The organism is Hymenobacter sp., assembly GCF_035709525.1.
Classification (GTDB): domain Bacteria; phylum Bacteroidota; class Bacteroidia; order Cytophagales; family Hymenobacteraceae; genus Hymenobacter.
The window spans coordinates 1-21,196 of sequence record NZ_DASTEP010000024.1; the positions used below are offsets into that span (position 1 = coordinate 1).

Annotated in this window: 14 protein-coding genes; 10 read left to right on the forward strand and 4 right to left on the reverse strand. The window is 61.6% G+C overall.

All coding sequences use genetic code 11. The features are described from left to right. Positions 1 to 127 precede the first annotated feature (127 nt). The 4 genes from VFO93_RS02225 to VFO93_RS02240 form a co-directional block, all read right to left on the reverse strand. Positions 128 to 1,636: a glycoside hydrolase gene (locus VFO93_RS02225; RefSeq protein ID WP_325132677.1), complete on the reverse strand. Its 1,509-nt coding sequence runs from the start codon at positions 1,634 to 1,636 to the stop codon at positions 128 to 130. Between the two features lie 116 nt (positions 1,637 to 1,752). After that, positions 1,753 to 3,294 (reverse strand): RagB/SusD family nutrient uptake outer membrane protein, encoded by a 1,542-nt coding sequence (locus VFO93_RS02230; protein ID WP_325132679.1) that lies wholly within the window; start codon positions 3,292 to 3,294, stop codon positions 1,753 to 1,755. Positions 3,295 to 3,469: 175 nt separating this feature from the next. Further along, on the reverse strand, positions 3,470 to 6,586 hold the full coding sequence (locus VFO93_RS02235; RefSeq protein ID WP_325132680.1) for a TonB-dependent receptor: 3,117 nt from the start codon (positions 6,584 to 6,586) through the stop codon (positions 3,470 to 3,472). A 338-nt stretch (positions 6,587 to 6,924) separates the two neighbouring features. Beyond that, positions 6,925 to 8,865, reverse strand: coding sequence for a glycoside hydrolase family 35 protein (locus VFO93_RS02240; RefSeq protein WP_325132681.1), 1,941 nt, complete (start codon positions 8,863 to 8,865; stop codon positions 6,925 to 6,927). A 121-nt stretch (positions 8,866 to 8,986) separates the two neighbouring features. On the opposite strand from VFO93_RS02240, the gene VFO93_RS02245 reads away from it, so the two are divergent. The 10 genes from VFO93_RS02245 (at position 8,987) to VFO93_RS02290 (ending at position 21,145) form a co-directional block, all read left to right on the forward strand. Further along, positions 8,987 to 9,133 carry a hypothetical protein gene (locus tag VFO93_RS02245; RefSeq protein ID WP_325132682.1) on the forward strand — a complete coding sequence of 49 codons (147 nt, stop codon included), beginning with the start codon at positions 8,987 to 8,989 and terminating at the stop codon, positions 9,131 to 9,133. A 69-nt stretch (positions 9,134 to 9,202) separates the two neighbouring features. Then, positions 9,203 to 13,495: a hybrid sensor histidine kinase/response regulator transcription factor gene (locus tag VFO93_RS02250; protein ID WP_325132683.1), complete on the forward strand. Its 4,293-nt coding sequence runs from the start codon at positions 9,203 to 9,205 to the stop codon at positions 13,493 to 13,495. A gap of 123 nt (positions 13,496 to 13,618) precedes the next feature. Further along, a complete protein-coding gene (locus VFO93_RS02255; RefSeq protein WP_325132684.1) occupies positions 13,619 to 14,452 on the forward strand; it encodes an outer membrane protein assembly factor BamD in 834 nt (277 codons plus the stop codon). A gap of 95 nt (positions 14,453 to 14,547) precedes the next feature. Further along, positions 14,548 to 14,886, forward strand: coding sequence for a DNA-directed RNA polymerase subunit omega (locus tag VFO93_RS02260; protein ID WP_325132685.1), 339 nt, complete (start codon positions 14,548 to 14,550; stop codon positions 14,884 to 14,886). 44 nt (positions 14,887 to 14,930) lie between these two features. Continuing rightward, positions 14,931 to 15,515 carry a flavoprotein gene (locus VFO93_RS02265; protein ID WP_325132686.1) on the forward strand — a complete coding sequence of 195 codons (585 nt, stop codon included), beginning with the start codon at positions 14,931 to 14,933 and terminating at the stop codon, positions 15,513 to 15,515. Positions 15,516 to 15,583: 68 nt separating this feature from the next. After that, the gene (locus VFO93_RS02270) at positions 15,584 to 16,237 is read left to right on the forward strand and encodes a phosphopantothenoylcysteine decarboxylase (protein WP_325132687.1); all 654 of its coding nucleotides are present in this window, start codon (positions 15,584 to 15,586) and stop codon (positions 16,235 to 16,237) included. Then, positions 16,230 to 17,156 (forward strand): DUF4835 family protein, encoded by a 927-nt coding sequence (locus VFO93_RS02275; RefSeq protein ID WP_325132688.1) that lies wholly within the window; start codon positions 16,230 to 16,232, stop codon positions 17,154 to 17,156. Before VFO93_RS02270 ends, VFO93_RS02275 begins: the two co-directional genes overlap by 8 nt. A 209-nt stretch (positions 17,157 to 17,365) precedes the next feature. After that, positions 17,366 to 19,039 carry a DNA repair protein RecN gene (recN, locus tag VFO93_RS02280; RefSeq protein WP_325132689.1) on the forward strand — a complete coding sequence of 558 codons (1,674 nt, stop codon included), beginning with the start codon at positions 17,366 to 17,368 and terminating at the stop codon, positions 19,037 to 19,039. A gap of 82 nt (positions 19,040 to 19,121) precedes the next feature. After that, positions 19,122 to 19,988: a hypothetical protein gene (locus VFO93_RS02285; protein WP_325132690.1), complete on the forward strand. Its 867-nt coding sequence runs from the start codon at positions 19,122 to 19,124 to the stop codon at positions 19,986 to 19,988. 326 nt (positions 19,989 to 20,314) lie between these two features. Further along, positions 20,315 to 21,145: an enoyl-ACP reductase FabI gene (locus VFO93_RS02290; RefSeq protein WP_325132691.1), complete on the forward strand. Its 831-nt coding sequence runs from the start codon at positions 20,315 to 20,317 to the stop codon at positions 21,143 to 21,145. Positions 21,146 to 21,196: the final 51 nt, after the last annotated feature.

The following is a 21,196-nucleotide window of genomic DNA, read 5'->3' on the forward strand; positions in this document are numbered from 1 at the left end:
AGGAGCCGACCGTCAGCAGACGTAAGTAGTCGTTGAGTAATCGTCAGGCTCCCCCTCTCCTTTTCGGAGAGGGGGGCGGGGGGTGAGGCGCCCACGTCTGGGCAGCACAACACAATCAATAATTCGCCTAGCGCAGCTCGCTCACCAGCGTCGTAACCGAGCGCGGCTCCACGCGCAACGGCTGGCCGGCCGGCACGGCCGCGCCCGGCTGCAAGTCGGCCGTGGCCGAGGTGACGTAGGTTTTGCCCGCACCCAGCCGGCCGCCATTCAGCGCGAGCTGCACGGTGGCGGGCGTGTCGTAGTCGTTCACTACTACCGTTATCAACTGCTTGCCATTCGCGCTTTTGTAGGCTGATACTAATGGCTGGCCGGCACTGGCCGGGTCGGCCAATTGGGCGTCGAGGCGCACGGTACCTGGGCGCAGGTAGCGGCTGTAGTTGCCCAGCGCCCACAGCATTTTGCTGGGGTAGTACTGGCCGTCGGTTTTGTTTTTGTCGATGTACACGAGGCCGTCCTTGTAGTCGTAAGGTGAGATGGCGAGCCACCACTGCCAGGCGGCGGCATCGGCCACGGCCAGGTCGGCGTGGATGGTGCGAGCTAGGTACAGCGCCGGCTTCATGCCCAGGTCGCGCGGGCCGCCGTTGATTTCGCCCGCATTATCGCCTAAAATGCAGTACTCGCTTTGCCAAAACCCCAGCTTGGGTACGCTCGCCACCTTGGCCGCCAGCTGCTGGCGCGTGGCCACCGCCTGCGCATAAGGCGAGGTAGTGAAGTAGCTGTGCCCCGCAATGATGGGCGCTACCCGCGGCGTGCCGCCGAGGTAGGTCGGCGCGGCTTTATCGCCAAAAAACGCCCCAATCTGGTCGCCCTGGCCGGGCTTGTCGGCGGCGCTATACAGGTAGTCAAGCTTGCCGGCCTCCGTGATGAGTAGCTGCGTGGGCAGCTTGCTGGCCGCCAGCTTCGCGCCCAGCGCTTTGCTAATGTCGGTGATGTCGGTATTCTGAAACGGGGTGCCTTCCTGGCCGCCGTCGCTCCAGTCCCACTGCGGCTCGTTCACGGGGCTGAGGTAGGCGAAGGTGATGCCCGTTTTCTGGCGGATGCCTTCCAGCACGCGCACGCAGTAGGCAGCCAGCGCGCCGGCTTTGTCGGGGGCCAGGTTGGGCTGCTTGGCGGTGGCGTAGGCCTTGCCATTGCGGGTGAGCGACACGGGCGGGCTGTTCAGGAAGCCCAGAAACTGGGTGACGCCGCGCTTTTTGGCCGCTTCCAAAAACCAGACCTGCCCGGCCTGGCGCGTGAAATCATACGTGCCGGCCGGGGTCAGGAAGGACTCGGCACGCCGCCACTCGTCTTTGATGCCGCTGGCCGCGCCCTGCTCGGCGCTGCCCGCCCCGATGTTGAAGCGCCACATCGAGAGCCCGATGCCCTTGTCCTGGCTGAAGAGCAGGTCGGCGATGGCTTCCTTTTTGGCGGCGGGCCAGTTGCCCACAAACTGGCCGGCCCAGGCGTCGGAGGCGGCGAAATTGGCAATGGTCTGGTGCGGCTTGGTGGCGTCGATGCGAACGGTTGTAACGGTCTGGGCGTGGGCCGCGGTGGCCAGGAGCACGGCGAATGCCGGCGCTAGGGTGCTTAGCTTCAAGATGAAAGATGTTAGGGTAAGGGTTGAAAAAGATAGTCCGGCTGCCCCTCCGGTAAGGTGGGCAGCCGGACTAGGTGGTAGCGCGGACTAAAAGTCCGCGCTACGGCGCGGCAAACTTAATAACCAGGGTTCTGCGTCACGTTGCCGCCCGAGAGCTGAAGCTGGTTCGTCGGAATCGGGAACAGGTTGTTGGTGCTCGAAATCTGGTCTTTCACCTTGCCGCCGTCGTACTGGTCGGTGTTGGTGCGCTGCGAGGTGTTGAAGGCCGTCATCACATCCACCAGGCGCTCCTGGCGCACTAGGTCGTAGTAGCGGTGGCCTTCCATGGCCAGCTCGAGGCGGCGCTCCAGCCAGATGTCATTCAGCAGCTGCGTGCCGGTGGAGGTGCGGGGCAGCACCGTGCCGGGGCTGAGGCGGTTGGCGCGGGCGCGCACCAAATTCAGCGAAGTCAGGGCTTTGGTGTCCTGGCCCAGCTTGTTGGACGCCTCGGCATGCATCAGCAGCAGGTCGGCGTAGCGCAGCTCGATGCGGTTGAGCGGCGAGTGATTTTGCTCGTTGGCCGGGCGGTCGGCCAGGGGCAAAAACATCTTGCGGCTGATGCGGCCCGACTCGTTTTCGCTGGGCTTGGTGTCGTAGCTCGAGTAGTTGAAGGTCGCCGTATTCGGCCCCACGTTGTCGCCTTGCTTGATGATGGTCCACTGGCGGCGCGGGTCGTTGCCGAAGGCCTGCTCCAGGTTGCTGCTGGGCGTGTTGAAGCCCCAGCCGCCGTCGGCGCGGCTGCGCATCACCACCGTGAGCGAAGTGCCGAGGTTAAAGGTCTGGTTGGCGTTGTAGTTGAGCTCAAACAGCGATTCTACGCCGTTGGGGTTGCTCACGCTCCACACCTTGTCGAAGTCGCCCAGGCTGTACTGGTTCGAGCTGATAACCGTTTCGGCGGCCGTTTGGGCCAGCGCCCACTGCTTGGTAAAGAGGTAGGCCTTGGCCAGGTAGCCGTTGGCCGCGCCCTTGGTGGCGCGACCTTTATCGGCGCTGGCGCGGGCGTTTTTCTCGGGCAGCGCGGCGGCAGCTTCCTGAAAATCCTTGATAATCTGGGCATAGCAGTCGGCAGCGCTGGCGCGCTTCAGCGTCACGGCATCGGCCGGCGACACGGGCGCGAGCACCAGCGGCACCCCGCCGTAGCCCTTCACCAGCTCGAAGTAGTTGTAGGCCCGGATAAACTTGAGCTCGCCGATAAGCTGCTGCTGCAAGGTGGGGTCGATGGGCGCTTTGGCCACGCCCACCAGCGCGGCGTTGCAGTTGCCGATGGCTTGGTAGAGGTGGGTGTAGCGGTTGTCAAACCACTCGTTATTAGGCAGCCAGAAAAAGCGGGCGAAGTCGCCAAACTCGCGCTGGTCGCCGGCAATGGCGTTGCCCTTCCAGGCATCGTCCGAGCCCGCGTCGCCAAACATGCGGGTGCGGTCGAGCTGCCACCAGTCGCTTTGGTCGGAGAGGGCGTAGCAGCCCATCACGGCCGCCTTGCACTCGTCGGCGTTGGTAAAGTAGTTATCGGTCGTTTGCTGGCCCTGGGGCTGAATGTCCAGGAATTTAGAGCACGACTGCGCGCCCAGGCTCAAACCCAGGCCCAGCGTCAGGATAGAAATGCGGTTAGAAATTTTCATGATATAGACGGGTGGGATGTTTCGTTTTTGGTGCTTGGTTGTTAGTGCCTAGTGCCTAGTGCCTAGTGCCTAGTGCTTGGTATGGTTGCCTTTTTGCCAACTCGATGCTAGCGCGATTGCACTGAACAGCAGAGATGAAAACCTGAGCACTAAGCACTAACAACTAAGCACTGCACTAGAAGGCAATGTTAGCACCTACCAGATAAGTGCGGTTGGTGGGGTAGTTGCCCAGGTCGATGCCGCGGTTCAGGGCCGAGGCGCCGTCGGTGTACGAGCGGCCGTAGCCGATTTCGGGGTCTGCACCGGTGTACTTGGTGAAGGTAAACAGGTTCTGGCCGCTCACGTAGAGGCGCAGGCTAGCCATGTGCAGGGCGCTCGAAATCTGCTTATTAAAGGTGTAGCCGAGTTGCAGGTTCCGCACGCGGGCGTAAGAGCCGTTCTCCACGTAGAAGTTGTTGAAGCGGGTCAGGTTCTGGTTGTTGTCGTTGGCCGTGATGCGGGGCACCGTGTTGGACGTGCCTTCGCCGTGCCAGGCGGTGTTTTCGAGGCCGGCTACCTTGTTGTAGTTGTAGCTGCCCGAGTACCACCAGCCTTTGCTGGCGTTCACGATGTCGTTGCCGAGGCTACCCACCAGGGCGGCTTGCAGGTCAAAGCCCTTGTAGCCCAGGTTCAGGTTCACGCCGAAGGTCATGGCCGGCGTGGGGTTGCCGATGTACTGCTGGTCTTTGGCATCAATCACGCCGTCGCCGTTGAGGTCCGCGAAGCGGAAATCGCCGGGCTTGGCATTGGGCTGAATGAGCGTGCCGGCGGCCGAGCGGTACGAGTCGATTTCGCCCTGATTCTGGAAAATGCCCGTGTTCTGGTAGCCGTAGAACGCGCCCACGTAGCCGCCTTCTTCAGTTTTAGAAGGCCGGCCGAAGATGGGCGTATTGCCCGAATACAGCGGCTGGCCGTTGGCGAGTGTGCCGATTTTGCTGATGGCGCGGGTGCCGTTGATGCTCAGGCCGTAGGTGAAATCGCCCTTGGTTTCGGCGTAGCCCACCGTGAAGTCGAGGCCGTTGGTTTTCATGCTGCCGATGTTGCTCACCGGGCTGATGTAGCCATTGCCCGCGTGGGCCGGCAGCGCCTGGAACATGAGCATGTCCATGGTATTGCGGCGGAACACGTCGAAGGTAGCCGTCAGCTTATTGCCGAAGAAGCCCAAATCCACGCCCAGGTCGTAGTCCTCCACCGTTTCCCACTTGATGTCGCGGTTAGGCACGTTGCTCTGGATAACGCCCACCTGCGTGGTGCGGTCCTCGCCAGTCACGTAGTAAGTTCTGCCGTAGGTGGCGGTGTAGGCCGAGCTGGTGAGGCTGGTGATGTTCTGGTTGCCCACGCGGCCCCAGCTGGCGCGCAGCTTCAGGAAGTTCAGAGGCTCAAACGACTTCATGAATTCTTCGTCCGACACCAGCCAGCCAGCCGACAGCGACGGGAAGTTGCCGTAGCGGTTGTCGGGGCCAAAAACCGACGCCCCGTCGCGGCGAATGCTGGCCGACAGCAGGTAGCGCCCTTTAAAGTCGTAGGTCAAACGCCCGATGAGGGAGGCGATGCTGTTTTCGTAAAGCCGGCCGGTAGGGTTGAAGCCCGCCGTGGCCGCATCGAGGTAGCGCAGGCTGGGGTCGTTGCTGGGGATGGCCTGCCCCGTGCCACCCAGCGGGCGGTTGCTGAACTTCTCAAACGTAGCCGCCGCCAGCGCCGTGAAGTTGTGGTCGCCCAGCGACTTGCTGTACGTCAGCGTGTTGGTGTTGTTCCAGTACAGGTTGATGTTGTGCTCGTTCGTCACCGAGTTCACCTGGGCGCGCTCGTTGGCGTCGATGGTGTAGAAGGGCGAGAACTGGTTGCGCTCGTAGAAGTTAGTATTCGTGCCCCAGCGCGTCTCGGCAATCAGGCCCGGAATAATCTCGTAGTTAGCGTACACCGAGCCCACCAGGAAGTACTGGTTGCGGCGGTCGTCGTTGCGCTCAATTACGGCCAGCGGGTTGGCAATGTCGGTCGGCGAGGCACCGTAGTTGTCGTAGGGGTTGCCGGTGTTGCGGTCCTGGCGGGCCGCGGTGATGGGGTCGTCGTTGAAGGCATCCCGGAACAAGCTACCGCTATTCAGGTAGTGTTGGTTGGTCATCGAGATGTTCAAATCCTGGCCCACCTTGAGGCGCTTGGCAGCCTGGTACTGGCTTTTCACGCGCAGCACGAGGCGGTTGAAATCGGAGCCCTGCACTAGGCCGCGCTCCTTGTAGTAGCTCAGGCCAGTCGAGTACTGCACCTTTTCGCTGCCGCCCGACAGGCCCAGCGAGTAGTTCTGGGTGATGCCGCGCTGCTTTATCAGGTCCCACCAGTTGGTGGTCGAGGTGTACTGGTCGGGGTTGGCGTACACCGGCTGGTTGCCCGAGTTAGCCGCCGCCAGGTTCATGATGCGGGCGTACTCGCTGGCCGAGGCCATCTTGGGCACCCGCGTGGGGTTCGACACCCCGTAGGTAGCATCGACGGTAATCACCGGCGCGCTCACCGAGCCCGCTTTGGTCGTAATCAGCACCACGCCATTGGCCGCCCGCGAGCCGTAGATGGCCGCCGAAGCGGCATCTTTCAGCACCGTGAGGGTAGCAACGTCCTTGGGGTTGAGGTAGTTGATGTCGTTCACCGGCAGGCCGTCCACCACGTAGAGCGGGCTGTTGCCGTTGATGGTCGAGATGCCGCGGATGAGAATCTGGGGCGTGGTGCCGGGCTCCGAGCCCGCGCTCACCACCGTTACACCGGCGGCCTTGCCTTGCAGCGCCGAGCCTACGTCGGCCACCGTCAGCTTCGAGAGCTCCGCGCCCTGCACGGTCGTTACGGCGTTGGTCACGGTGCGCTTTTCCTGCGAGCCGAAGCCGATAACCACGGCCTCGTCGAGCGCCTGGGCGCTCACGGTCAGGCGCACCGTCACGGCGTCGCCGCTGGCCGGCACCTCCTGCTTCACGTAGCCGATGGAAGAAATAACGAGCGTGGGGCTGGCCGTGCCCTCGGGCACCCGCAGCGAAAACTTGCCGTCGGCGTCGGTGGTCGTGCCGATGGTGGTGCCCTTCAGCACTACCGTTACGCCGGGCAGGCCTTGGCCTTTTTCATCGAGTACGGTGCCATTCACGGGCGTGTCGGCGGCCGCGTGCCGGCGCGGCTTGCCCAGGGCAGCGCCCTCGGCGGGTAGGGTGGCGGCAGGTGCGGCGGCTACTGCCAGGGGCAGCAGGGCTCCGCACAGGAGTAGTGATTTAGCTTGCATCAGCAAGAAGCTATGCGGCGGGCCAACGCCCGCCTGGGTGGGGAAATAGTGGAAAATCAGCGGAGTACCTCGCCCAGCCCCGAGCAGTTGGGGAAGGGGGCGAATGTTACTGTAAAGTTACCGGTGGGTTGGGCCCAAGAAGGGACCATTTTTCGGCGTAAAGGGGGCCAAAACTCCTCTTAGTCGTGCTTTTTCGGGAATTGGTAGGGTGGTAATTATCCCAGAATCAATGTTCTGGAAGAATGACCGGGGATTGGCGCTAGCAGTAGCGCTAAGCTCCAGCTTGGCGGTGCGCTTGGCGGGCATACCCAGGCGCGGCACCAAGCTGGAGCTTGGTGTTACAGTGACCCCAGCGGCTTTAGCTCGCTCAGAATCGGGTGGTCGAGCGAGGGCAGGCTGGCCTGCTGCGGCTTGAGTAGCTCCAGTACCGTGATGTCGTTCTGGCCTTTTTTGAGCCATTCGGCGGGCACGTATAGCGTTTGCTGCGGGCCGATGGCCCAGTAGCGGCCCAGATTGTGGCCGTTCACCCACACCACGCCCTTGCCCCACTGGCGCAGGTCGAGGTAGGTGTCGGTGGGCGTGCTCACCGTGAAGGTGCCGGCGCGCAGCACCGGCCCGCTGGTGGCGGCGGGCGCGGCGGCGCTAGACTTGGCTACCGTGGGGGCCTGGTCGAAAGGCAGGCCAAACTGCTGCCAGCCCGTTACTTCCTGCCCGTCGAGCGTTACGCTCTTGGTGATGCCCTTGGTATTTTGAAGCAAATACTCGCCGAAGTTGACGCGGCCCAGGTTTTCGACCAGAATATCGAGCTGCACCTTGCCGGCGGGCAGCTTCACGCGCAGCTCGTCCTGGCGCTCGCGGCGGTCGAGGGTGCCCACGCGCTGGCCGTTTACCATGATGACGGCGTAATCGCGCAGGTCGCTCAGCTTCAGGGTTTTTTCGCCGCCACCAGTTACGGTAGTGCGGTAGAGTACGAAGCCATACGCCTGCTTGAGCGCCTCAAACGTGAGAGGGTTCTGGCTGGCCACCGGGGCGGGCAGCTGCTGGAGCAAACCCGCGCTGCGCGTGAGCTGCACCACGGGCAGCGCCGCGCTGGGCTTGGCGGCGGGCACGGGCGGCAGAGGCTGGTTTTTGGGCCGATACTTGGCGATTACCTCGCGGAAGGCGCGGAACTTAGCGGTGGGGTTGCCGGCCTCGTCGAGCGGGGCGTCGTAGTCGTAGGAGCTGATTTGGGGCTCGTAGTGGCTGGTGTCGCCCTTGTAGTTGGCCCCGTTCATGAAGGCCCTCGTGGTGCCCCCGTGGAACATGTACATATTGATGCTCATGCCGGCGCGCAGCACCGAGTCGAGGCCCGGCGTGTAGCGGGCCGCGGGCACCGTGTGGTGCGGCGCGCCCCACCAGTCGAACCACGCGGGGTACCACTCGGCCACGTAGTAGGGGCCTTTGCCGTCGTGGTTGGTGTTCACCAATTGCCGAATCTGGCCGGGCTTGTCGGTGCCGTTCACGGCGGGCAGCAGGCCGGGTAGGTGGCCCTTGGCCACGTCGGCCACCGGGTCGCAGGTGTAGAGCAGGCCATCGAAGCCGGCTTGCTCGAAGAGGCGCTTGTTCTGGGCCAGGTACACTTTGTCGGAGCCATACGAGCCGTACTCGTTTTCGACCTGCACCATCAGCACGGGGCCGCCGTGGTTGACTTGCAGCGGGGCCAATTGCTTGCCCACAGCTTGCAAATAGCGGGTGTAGGCGGCGATGTACTGCGGCTCCTGCGAGCGCACTTTCAGGCCGGGCACGTTCTGGAGCCAGTAGGGGTAGCCGCCAAATTCCCACTCGGCGCACACGTAGGGGCTGGGGCGCAGCACCACCCACAGGCCTTCTTCCTGGGCCATCTTCACGAAGGCAGCCACGTCGTTATTACCCGTAAAGTCGAACTTGCCCGGCTGCGGCTCGTGCGCGTTCCAGAACACGTAGGTGCCGATGGTGTTCAACCCCATCGCCTTGGCCATCTTGAGGCGGGCGCGCCAGGCTTCGCGCGGGATGCGGGGGTAGTGCAGCTCGCCCGAAATCAGCTGCAACGGCTTGCCATCAAGCAAAAATTGATTGGTGCCCAGCGTGAAGGTGTGGGTCGGCGCGGGCTTGGCAGCAGGCCGCTTGGCCGTGGCGCGTGCGCGGGGCGGGCAGGCGGCGGGTTTGGCACCGGCCGGAGCCGGGGCGGCTACCGCAGCCTCGGCCAGGCCGGCGGTAAGCAGTAAGAAACCCAGATTCTTCGAAAAAGTGGCTTTTCTCATAACGGAGAAAAAATGGCGCGGCGCGGCGAAACCGAGCGGCCGGGTGGGAAATGCTCGCACTGGTAATAACCGGCGAAGGAGTAGCACTATGGTGAGGCAAAATTACCCGTCGGGTTGCCTGATGGGGGGCAAATTTTTCGACAAAAAGGGCCTCATTCTGGCCGAAAAGGCCCGTTGGGCGGGCGCTAAGCCACTGTCGCCGGGGCGGCTACTCGGGCGGCCCGCGCCGGCGCGGCGGCTGGCCACCGGGGGCAGAACTGCCCGATAAGGTCCAGGGTTGAAGCTCCGCGGTGCTATCTTTCCTTAGTGGCCGGCATGGGCCCGAGGTTAAGCGAATATGACTATTTTGTGTAGAGCGGATTGGTGGGCGCGGTGGCTGCTGGGGCTGGTGCTGTGGGTGGCCGGGCTGGCCGCGCACGCCCAGGACACCCGGCCCGGCGAGTTCCGCTTCGAGCACATCACCGTGGACCAAGGCCTTTCGCACAGCGACGCCATGTGCATGGCCCAGGACCACGACGGCTTCATCTGGGTGGGCACCAACCGGGGTATCGACCGCTACGACGGCTACCAGCTCAAGTCATACGCCCTGCCCATCAACCCGCGCAACGGGCAGTCGGGCAACCGCATCGCCGCCCTGCTGGCCGCCCCCAACGGCCAGCTCTGGGTAGGGGCCGAAAACTCGGGCCTCAGCCGCTACGACGCCAACCACGATGCCTTCGGCCCGCTGGGCGAGGCGGCGTTTCCGGCCGCCTACCGCGCCTTGGCCGGCCGCCTCGCCCAGGCCGATGTGAAAACCCTGGCCACCGACGCGCAGGGCCGGCTGTGGATAGGCACCGCGCGGCAGGGCCTGTTCGTGCTCAGCCTGTCGCCCCAGGGCCAGCCGCTGGCCTTGCGCCAACTGCCGCCGGAGGCGGCCGGGCGGCCTGCGCTGGCGGGCATCACCGGCCTGGCCATCGATGCCGACGGGCAGGCCTGGGTGGGCGCGAGCGCGGGCCTATTGCTAGTGCGGACCGCCGAGCCGGCTTTGCCGGTAGAGGCTACGGCGCTGACTTTGCCGGTAACGGCGCTCACCCTCGACCGGCGCGGCGATTTGTGGGTGGGCACCGAGCGGCAGCTGTTTTGGGCGTCGGCGGCGAGCCGGCACACGGGGCACGCGCTGGCCGCGCAGGCGCTGCCGCACCACTACCCGCGCATGCAGGCCCTGCACCTCGACTCGTTTGGGCGGCTGTGGGCGGGCACGCTCTACGGCCTCTACGTGTGGGAGGCGGGCCTGCCCACAGGCACCGCGCCGCCGCTGCGGGCGGCGCGGCCCACCCTGTTTTTGCCCCGCGATGGCGAGATGCACGGCCTCAACTCGGAGCGCGTGCACCAGATTTTTGAGGGCCGCGACCAGCTCGTGTGGCTGTGCGCCTCGGCCGGCGGCCTCAATAAGGTAGACCTGCGCCAGCGGGCTTTCGGGCACTTGCGCCACCAGCTCACGGGCCGCCCCGAGCTGTCGAATGCCAACAACTACATCAACGCTATTTATAAGGAGGAAGCCACCAACACGCTGTGGCTGGGCTCGCGCAACGGCGTGTCGGCCTACGACCTGGCCCGGCACACCTACCGCAGCTACCTCAACCAGCAGTCGGACACGGTGCGCGGCGTGGACGTGGCCGCGCTGTTTCAGACCACCGACGGCACGCTCTGGTTTGGCACCCGCGACAACGGGCTGGTGGCGCTGCGCCGCCAGGGTGGGCGCGAGCAGCTGACCACCTACCGCCGCCTGCCGGGCGGCTACGACCTGGCCGCCAGCAGCATCGAGCACCTGGCCCAGGATGCGCAGGGCACGCTTTGGGTGGCTACATTTTCGCAGGGCTTGTTTCGGCTGACTACCGACGGGAAGCTGCTGGCGCACTACGACGCCGCGCACGGGCTGCCTACCAGTCGCTTCACCTACCTGCTTTACGATGCCCGGCGCGACGTGCTGTGGGCCAGCACCCGTAACGCGGGCCTGCTCAAGCTGCGCCCCACCGCCGACTCGCTGCGCCTGCTGCGGCAGTTCGACTACGACGCCGCTCGGCCTACTAGTGGCCTGCGGGTCAACTATGTATGGCCGTTGTTGCTAGCCAAAAACGGCGACCTCTGGCTGGGTACCATCGGCGGCGGGCTGCACCAAATCAGCACCGACGCCCAGGGGCGCGACGTGGTGCGCCAGTACAGCCGCTACCTGCCCGAGAGCGACGTGGAGGGCCTGCTGGCCGACGAGGCCGGCAACATCTGGGTGGCCGGCACGGGGTTGTACCGCTTCACGCCGCGCACCCGCCAGTACCTGCGCTACGACGTGGCCGACGGCCTCCAGAGCAACGCCTTTAAGATAGGCGCGGCGGCGCGCGGGGCCGATGGTACGCTTTATTTCGGCGGCATTAATGGCATTAATTACTTCCAGCCCTGGGCCATTCAGGCCAATCCTACGCCGCCGCGGGTGCAGTTTACGGGCCTGCGGGTGGCTAACCAGCCGGTGCCGGTGGGCCGGCCCTTCAATGGCCGTGTACTGTTGCCGCAGGCGCTGAGCCGGCCCCAGACGGTGACGATTCGGGCAACCGAAAACGACTTTTCGGTGGAGTTTGTGGCCCTCAATTATACCAATCCGCAGAAAAACCACTACGCCTACCGCCTGCTAGGCTACAACCAGGATTGGGTGTACCCGCTGCCCGGCCAGCGCACGGCCAGCTTCGCCAACCTGCCGCCCGGCCGCTACACCCTGGAGGTGAAAGCCGACAACGGCGAGGGCGTGTGGGCGAAAACCCCGGCCACCATGCAGTTCGACGTGCTGGCCCCGTGGTATAAAACCTGGTGGGCCTACCTGCTATACGCTAGTGTGTTAGTGGCGGGCATCGTAGTGTACCGCCGCATGGAAACCACCCAGCAAAACCTGCGCAGCAAGCTGGCGCTGGAGCATTTTCAGGTCGAGAAAGAAAAGGAGCTCACCAACCTCAAGCTGGGCTTTTTCACCAACGTGAGCCACGAGCTGCGCACCCCGCTCACCCTCATTCTGGGTCCGATGGAGGAGATAATCGGCGCGCGCGGCCCCGTGAATGGCCTGCGCGACAAGCTGCTGCTGATGCACCAGCAAACCCGCAAGCTGTTCGACTTGGTGAACCAATTGCTCGATTTTCGGAAGGTGGAGAGCGGTGACGTGCCGCTGCGCGCCAGCTACGGCCCGGTGCTGGGCTTTGTGACCGAAGTATTTGGCATGTTTGAGCAAAAAGCCGCCGAGCGCCGCCTCACCTACACCTTCGACGCGCCCGCCGAGGACGTGCCGCTGTATTTCGACCGCAGCAAGCTCGAAATTATCCTCACCAACCTGCTGGCCAACGCCATCAAATACACGCCCGAGGGCGGGCGCATTGCGGTGGCGGCCACGGTGGTGGGCACGCCGGGTGGCGAAGCGGTGTTTGCTGACGGGCAGCCGGTGGGTAACTATTTGGAAATAAGCGTGCAGGATACTGGCACGGGCATCGCAGCCGACGAGTTGATGCACATTTTCGACCCCTACTATCAGGCCTCCCACACCGATACCCTGCGCATGACGGGCACCGGCATCGGGCTGGCGCTAGTGCGGCAGTTTGCCGCGCGGCACGGGGGTAGCATCCTGGTAGAGAGCCGGGTAGGAGAGGGCTCGACCTTCCGGCTGCGGCTGCCCTTCGGCCGCGCCCACCTACACCCGGCTGATGTGCTGACGCCCGAGGAAGCCGCCCCTTCTGCCGGCCTGCCGGTGGCCGAAGCGGCGGAGGAAACCGATAATGCGCTGGAAATTAGCAATGAACCGACCACGCTGGCCAGCCTGCCGCGCCTGCTGGTGGTGGAAGACAACGACGAGGTGCGCCAGTACTTGCAGCAGCTGTTCGCCCCTGATTTTGAAGTACTGACCGCCGCCGATGGCCTCGAAGGCTGGAACCTGGCCCTGGCTCAAAACCCAGCTGTAGTAGTGAGCGACGTGATGATGCCCCGCAGCGACGGCCTGGAGCTGTGCCAGAAACTCAAGCAGCACCCCAAGACCAGCCACATCCCGGTGCTGCTGCTGACCGCCCGCACCGCCGCCCTGCACGAGGTAGAAGGTCTGGGCATGGGCGCCGACGACTATGTGAGCAAGCCTTTCAACCCGCAAGTGCTGCAAGCCAAAGTAGTAGCCCTGCTGCGCAACCGCCGCCAGCTGCGCGAGTACTACCAGCGCCAGCTGCTGCTGCAGCCCACCGAGGTCGTCATTCCCGACGCCGACCGGCTCTTTCTGGAGCAAGCCATGTGCACCGTCGAGGCCCACCTCACCGACCCGGCTCTGAGCGTGGGCGTGGTAGCCGAGGCCCTGTGCCTCACCCAATCGGTGCTGTACCGCCGCCTCAAAAGCATCACGGGCCAGACGGTAGTCGAGTTTATCCGCGACGTGCGGATGAAGCGGGCGGCTCAGCTGCTGGCGCAGCCGGGGCTGCGCATTTCGGAGGTGGCCTACGAGGTGGGCGTCGAAAACGTGAAGTATTTCCGCAAGACCTTTCAGAAAATCTACGGCGTAGCCCCCTCTGAGTACGCCCGCCAGCACCGCCCGGTCCGCGGCGGGGTAGTGGTCGAGGACGAGGAGGAAGACGACGCCTGAGTTGGCGGCGGCGCGCCTATTTTGGGCCGGGCCTGCAACCTCACCCAGCCGCCGCGCATCCTGGGCAGGAGCCGGGAACGCCATGCGGGCACCCGGTGTTTTTCTCGTACCTTTGCCGTTCGTATGCGATTCCCCCGTCTTATTTCCGCCGCCCTGCTTGCCAGCACCCTGTCGCTGGGGGCCTGCACCGGTTACCAGAAGCTGCTTAAAAGCTCTAACGTCAACGAGAAGTACGAGGCGGCCATCAAGTACTACGAGAAGGGCGACTACTTCCGCTCGGGCACGCTGCTGGAGGAGTTGATACCGCTGCTGAAGGGCCGGCCCGAGGCCGAAAAGGCGCAGTTTTACTTCGCCAATACCAATTTCATGCAGCGCAACTACGTGCTGAGCGCGTACTACTTCAAGCAGTTTACCGACACGTACCCCAATTCGCCGCTGGCCGAGCAGGCGTCGTTTTTGCGCGCCAAGTCGCTGTTTCGCGACTCGCCCGGCTACGAGCTCGACCAAACTAATACCATTTCGGCGCTGGAAATCATCCAGGATTTCCTGAATACCTACGCTACGAGCGAGTACCGCGCCGAGACGGAAAGTATGTCGCAGGAGCTGCAAAAGAAGCTGGAAAACAAGGCTTTCCAGAGTGCTAAGCTCTACTACTCGCTGCGCTATAACCAAGCGGCCGTGACGTCGCTCGGCAATTTTACGCAGCAGTACCCGGCCTCGGTTTTTGCCGAGCAGGCCGACTACCTGCGCCTCGTGGCGCAGTACGCCTGGGCCAAGGAAAGCATTGAAAGCAAGCAGCGCGAGCGCTACGTCGATGCTGTGGCCATTTACCAGCACTTCATCGACACCTATCCGCAAAGCAAAAACCTGCACGCGGCGCAAGTGATGTACGACGACGCCCGCGCCGAAATAACGCGCCTCAAAGACGTGCCGACCGAGCCCACGGCGGCCAATTAGCTTGGCTGTGAGCTGCTTGTTAGCTGAACAGAGTAGTTCGTTCAGCCAGTCAGCCATTCAACAGTCCGACCATTTAGCAATTCATTAGTAGACCCATGAAAACCACCGCCCCCGCCTCCATCGTTACGCGCAACCTGGCCGACATCACCTCGGAAAACGGTAACGTGTACGAGGCTATCTCCATTATCTCGAAGCGCGCCAACCAGCTGTCGGTGAAGCTGAAAGAAGAGCTGGCCGACAAGCTGTCGGAGTTTGCTACGACCGTCGACAACCTCGAAGAAGTGTTCGAAAACCGCGAGCAGATTGAAATCAGCAAGCAGTATGAGCGCCAGCCCAAGCCCACCAGCATGGCCATCGAGGAGTTTGTGGCCGGCGAACTGCACTACGAAACCCCCGAAGCTGCTCCGGTGGTTATTCCGCGCGAGCTGTTCTAGGTTGCTGGTTTCTGGTTTCAGAATTTTAGCGTCTTTTTGTGAAAATGGGCCAAATAGAAACCGGAAACCAAAAACCAGGAACCCTGCACGGCCGTCGGCTTTTGCTAGGTGTCACGGGTAGCATCGCCGCCTACAAGGCGGCGCCGCTCACGCGCCTGCTGGTGAAAGCCGGGGCCGAAGTGCAAGTGATTTTGACCGAGGCCGCTGCGGCCTTTGTGACGCCCCTCACGCTGGGTACCCTCTCCAAAAAGCCCGTCCTGACGGGCTTTTTGCGTGATGCGGCCAGCGGGCAATGGCACAACCACGTGGAGCTGGGCCTCTGGGCCGACGCCTACGTGATAGCGCCGGCCAGCGCCAACACGCTCGGGCAGCTGGCCAATGGCTTGTGCCCCAATCTGCTGAGCGCCGTGTACTTGTCGGCCCGCTGCCCCATCTTCCTGGCCCCGGCCATGGACCTGGACATGTACGCCCACCCGGCCGTGACGCAGAATATCGCGCGGCTGCGCTCGTTTGGCAACCACGTGTTTGAATCGCCGAGCGGCGAACTGGCCAGCGGCCTGGCCGGGCCGGGCCGCATGCTGGAGCCCGAGGAGATTGTGGCCGAGCTGGAAAGATTTTTTGGTATGTAGGGTAAGCTTTAGCTTGCCACTAGAACGAATTTCCGCAAGGCAAGCTAAAGCTTACCCTACACTAATCTATGCACGTTCTCCTCACCGCTGGCCCTACCTATGAGCCCCTCGACCCGGTGCGCTTTTTGGGCAACCGCTCGACGGGCAAAATGGGCTATGCGCTGGCCGAAGCCTTCGCCGAGGTAGGTGCCACGGTAACGCTGGTGAGCGGCCCGGTGCAGCTGCCCACGCCGGCCAGCGCGCTTATTCAAACGGTGCGCGTCGAAACGGCGCAGCAGATGTATGAGGCCGCCGCCGCCGTGGCTCCGGCGGCCGACGTGTGGGTATTCGCCGCCGCTGTGGCCGACTACCGGCCCGCCACCGTGGCCGTTGATAAGATTAAAAAAGCCGGCGAAACCCTGACGCTGGAGCTAATCAAAAACGTGGACATCGCCGCCACGTTGGGTGAAACCAAGCGCGCTGAACAATTTGCGGTAGGTTTTGCGTTGGAGACTACGAACGAGCTGGCCCATGCGCTGGACAAGCTGCACCGCAAAAACTTCGATTTGGTAGTGCTTAATTCCTTGCGCGATACCGGGGCGGGCTTCGGCCACGACACTAACAAAGTGTCGGTGCTGGACCGCGCTGGGCAAGTGCTTACCTTTGAGTTACAGGCTAAAACCCAGCTGGCCCGCCGCCTGGTGGCGCTCGTGCAGGCCCGCTTTGCTACTACTTATGCGTAAACTTTTCACGGTACTAACCCTGCTCGCGGGGCTGTTGGTGGGGCGCCCTGGCCGGGCGCAGGAGCTCAATGCCACGGTCGAGGTGTCGCTGCAAAACGTCACCATCACCAACCCTGAGATACTCACCCAGATGCAGTCGGAAATCCGTCGCATTCTGAATGAAACCATCTGGACACGCCAGGCTTACCGGCCCAACGAGCGCATCAACCTGAAAATGTTTGTGGGCATCACCAACGTGCCCCAGAACGGCACCTACGTAGCCACGATGCGCCTCATCGCCACGCGCCCCGTGTATGGCACCGGCTACGAAACCAACGTGTTGAGCCTCACCGACCGCAATTTTATTTTCAACTTCGCCGCTACCACGCCGCTGATATTCTCGCCGGGCACGAACAACTTTACTAGTAACCTGGCCTCGCTGCTAGGCTTCTATGCCTACCTGGTTATCGGCACCGACCAGGATTCGTTTGCGAGGCTCGGCGGCTCGCCATACTACGACCAGGCGCGCATCATCGTGCAATACTCGGCCGGGCAGACGACTACGACCAACGAAACGGATAACGGCTGGACCGACTCGAACAGCAACAACCGCTACTGGCTGCTCAACAACCTGCAAGACCCGCAGCTCGAAGCCTTCCGTACGGCGCTCTACGCCTACTACCGGCAGGGGCTCGATGTGTTCATCGAAAAGCCGGAGGACGCTCGCACGTCCATCATGAGCGCACTCAGCGGCATTCAGAAAGCCAACGCGCTACGGCCGGGTACGCTGTTCGTGCGTGCCTTTTTCAATGCCAAGGCCGATGAGATTGTCAACATCTTCCGCACCGGTACCCCCGAGCAGAAGCAGCAGCTCGTAACCATGCTCAGCGACGCCGACCCCGACGGCCTGGCCAAGTACCAGACGCTGATTGGTCGCTAACTAAATCGATGATTTTAGCTGATTAGCGTGATTACGCTGATTTTTTCGGCGTTTCGGTGCTCGTTTTTTGTTTGATGGAAGGCGGTAAATGCCGCTGAAACTAGGATAACCGGCTTGGGATTAGCCGGGCCATAAGAGAAACTGATAAGCAAATTGCGTTGCTGAGAGAAATCAGCGTAATTACGCTAATTAGTTAAAATCAGCGATTTATGTTACTCGATTTACGTATTCAGAATTACGCGCTCATCGAGCAGCTGGAGCTACGGCCCTCGGCGCTGCTCAATATTATTACCGGCGAAACGGGGGCGGGCAAGTCGATTATGCTCGGGGCCATCGGGCTGCTGCTCGGCAACCGCGCCGACTCGAAAATGCTCTTCAACACCGAGCGCAAGTGCGTGATTGAGGGGCAGTTCGATATTAAAAATTACCAGCTACAGGATATTTTTGAGTCCGAGGATTTAGACTACGAGTCGCAGTGCATTCTGCGGCGCGAAATCAGCCCCTCGGGCAAGTCGCGGGCCTTCGTGAATGACACGCCCGTGACGTTGGAGGCGCTGCGCAAGATTGGGGCGAACCTCATGGACATCCACTCGCAGCACGATACGCTGCTGCTGGGCGATGCCGTGTTTCAGCTCAACCTGCTCGACCTCTACGGCGGCCTCGTGCCCGCCCGCACCCACTACGGCAACGCCTACCGCCAGTACCGCAAGCTCGAAACCGACCTAAAAACGCTCGAAAACCAGGCTGCCCAAGCTAGCAAGGAGCTGGACTACAATAGCTTTCTGCTGAGCGAGTTGGAAGAAGCCCGCCTCGATAACGAAGACCAGGAGGCGATGGAGCAGGAGGTGAAGCAGCTCGAACACGCCGAAGAAATCAAGTACAAGCTCAGCCAGGCGCTGCACGGCCTGCGCGACAGCGAGTACTGCGCCACCGGCAGCATGAAGGACGCCGCCGTGCTGCTGGGCCAGGTGTCAGGCTACGCCGAGGCGTTTAAGGAATTGAAGCAGCGTCTCGATTCGTGTTTGATTGAGCTGCACGACATCGCCGACGAGGTCGAAACTGCCGAGCGCCGCACCGAGGGCGACCCCGCCCGCGCCGAAGAGCTGCAAGCCCGCCTCACGGTGCTCTACAACTTGCAGCGCAAGCACCAGCGCCGCGATATGGCCGGGCTGCTCGCGGTGCGCGAAGAATTGCGCCAGAAAGTGGGCTCAGTGCTAAACCTCGATAAGGAAATAAACCGCCTGCGCAACGCCAGCGACACCGCCCTGGCCCAGGCCACCAAACTCGCCAACCGCCTCTCTGACAGCCGCCGCAAGGCCTTCCCAGTCTTCGAGAAAGAGTTGAGTGCGTTGCTCGCCGACCTCGGGATGCCGCACGCCCGCATCGTGGTTGAGCACAAAACCGGCCCGCTCGCCGCTAGCGGTGCCGACGTGGTGAACATCCTGTTCACGGCCAACAAGGGCGCGCAGCCGCAGACGTTGAGCAAGGCTGCCTCGGGCGGCGAGTTTTCGCGCCTCATGCTGTGCATCAAGTATATGCTGGCCGATAAGACGGCCTTGCCCACGATAGTGTTCGACGAAATCGACACCGGCATCAGCGGTGAAATTGCGGTGAAGGTGGGCCGCATGATGCAGCAGATGGCGCACAAGCACCAGCTCGTGGCCATTTCGCACCTGCCCCAAATGGCGGCCGCCGGCGACACGCACTACTTCGTGTACAAGGAAGACCGCGCTGACCGCACCGTGAGCCGCATCCGGCAGCTGAGCTCCGAGGAGCGCATCAAGGAAATCGCCCATATGATAGCCGGGGCCAAGCCCAGCGAGAACGCTTACCAGAGCGCGCGGGAATTGCTGGCGCTGCGCGGCGAGGAGGTCGCGGGGTAATGAAAAATTAATAAGCTATATAGTAGAAAATACGGGGGGGGGTGAAAGTATGTTTGCAAAACATTTCACTTCAAACCTTTTTATGAAGACAAGCTTATTCAAAACAATACTTTTTAGTATGCTGCTGGTATTGCTAGGGCAGTGTACCTCCGACCGGCCGCAAAATCTAATTGCGCCGCGCTCAACCGCTGAACAACTCGCGTCGAATGCAGATTTTGTGGAGATAGTTAAAATAACTAACCACTTTCAGGATGTCATCTATAACAACCTGCGGGACGCGCATAGTGACAAAGTGCGTCAGTTAAATAGCCAGCGTATTAACTCGCTGCTAAATAATCGGCAAAATAAGGATAGTCTGATTCTTGCTATAAACTATTTGGGATTTAAAGATTTCAATCAGTTTCTGGTTGACTTGAATAAGATTAATTCTCTGGGAGTAAAGCTGAATAAATCGGGTATATGCCTTGCAAAGGTGCCAAGTCAAGTATTGATTGAATCATTTGCTACAGCATCTAAAGAACTTGGGCATACTTACCCCGTAATTTTTGCGCGCGGTGGCGGCTTCTGTCCCGATTGCCATTTTAATAACTGTGATGAGTGTGGACCCGGACAGGATGGGGAGGAATCGACTGATGATGAAGGGGACGGACCAGGCTACTCTTGCAGAGCCAATGCGGAAGCCAAAAAGGCTAATGCAATAGCTCAAGCCGAAAATACATGTATGCTAGCTGTTATAGCATGTGGAGGGAGTGGTTGGGCAGCGGGAGAATTAGCGTGTGGAGCTACAATGGTAACGATAGTAGGCGCTCCCATATCCCCTGGGGTGGGTGTTGGCGTAGGGTGTTTCGTATTTACGACCTGCACCGCATTTGCTTACGCAGATTATCGGCTTAAAATTCAACAGGCAGAACTGGATTACCAAGCAGCTATAGCTGGCTGTCCTAAGTAGATTTTAGTATGATTTCACTTCGTAGTCATCTGTTTCTATCCACTTGCCAATCGCTTGTTTCGGCAGTCGTACTAGTAGTATACCTCACTTCATCTTCCTGGCAGCGCAGAGACTTACTGGGTAAGATTACAGGGCCATTACCAATGATATTTATGTTGGTGGCCTTGGCCTTGCTCGGTCACTATTACCTGCGCAAACAGATTGTAGTATCAGCCTGGGGGTATTCCATACTTTTTCCTCTTATCACTGCTGTCTTCTTGTACTACGCTTTTCACGTGATAAGCTAACTTTGAGGCGGGCCGGACTTTTTCCGGTCCGCTTTTTTCATGTCCAATAACCTGCTCGCCGGCAAAGTCGGCATTATCTCCGGCGCCCTCAATTCCCAATCCATCGCCTGGAAAGTCGCCCAGAAAGCCCACGAACAAGGTGCCCGCATCGTGCTCACCAACGCCCCACTGGCCATGCGGATGGGCGAAATAAAGGCCCTGGCCGCCGAAATCGACGCGCCCATCATCCCGGCCGATGCTACCTCAGTGGAGGAGCTTAACACGCTGTTTACGGAAGCCCAAAGCCACTTTGGCGGCAAAATTGACTTCCTGCTGCACTCCATCGGCATGAGCGCCAACATCCGCAAGGGCAAAAGCTACGGCGACCTCGACTACAAATTCTTTCAGCAAACGCTCGACGTGTCGGCCCTGAGCTTGCACAAGATGCTGGCGGTGGCCGAAAAGCAGGATGCTTTCAACGAGTGGGGTAGTGTGGTGGCGCTCAGCTACATCGCCGCTCAGCGTGCCTTCCTCGACTACACCGACATGGCGCAGGCCAAGGCCGTGCTCGAAAGCATTGCCCGCAGCTACGGCCAGCGCTTGGGCCACCTCAAAAAGGTGCGCGTGAACACCATTTCGCAGTCGCCGACCAAAACCACGGCCGGCACCGGCATCAGCGGCTTCAACGCCTTCTATGAGTACGCCGAAAAAATGGCTCCGCTCGGCAACGCCCCCGCCGAAGCCTGCGCCGACTACTGCGTGTCGCTGTTCTCGGATTTCACCCGCTTCGTAACTATGCAAAACCTCATGCACGATGGCGGCTTCAGCAGCGTCGGCATCTCGGAGGCGATTGTAGACGCAATCACGAAGTCGTCGGAATCGGCGGCGTAGCTATAGTTTGAGCGGTGTAGAGACGCAATACTTTGCGTCTTACGTCTGGAT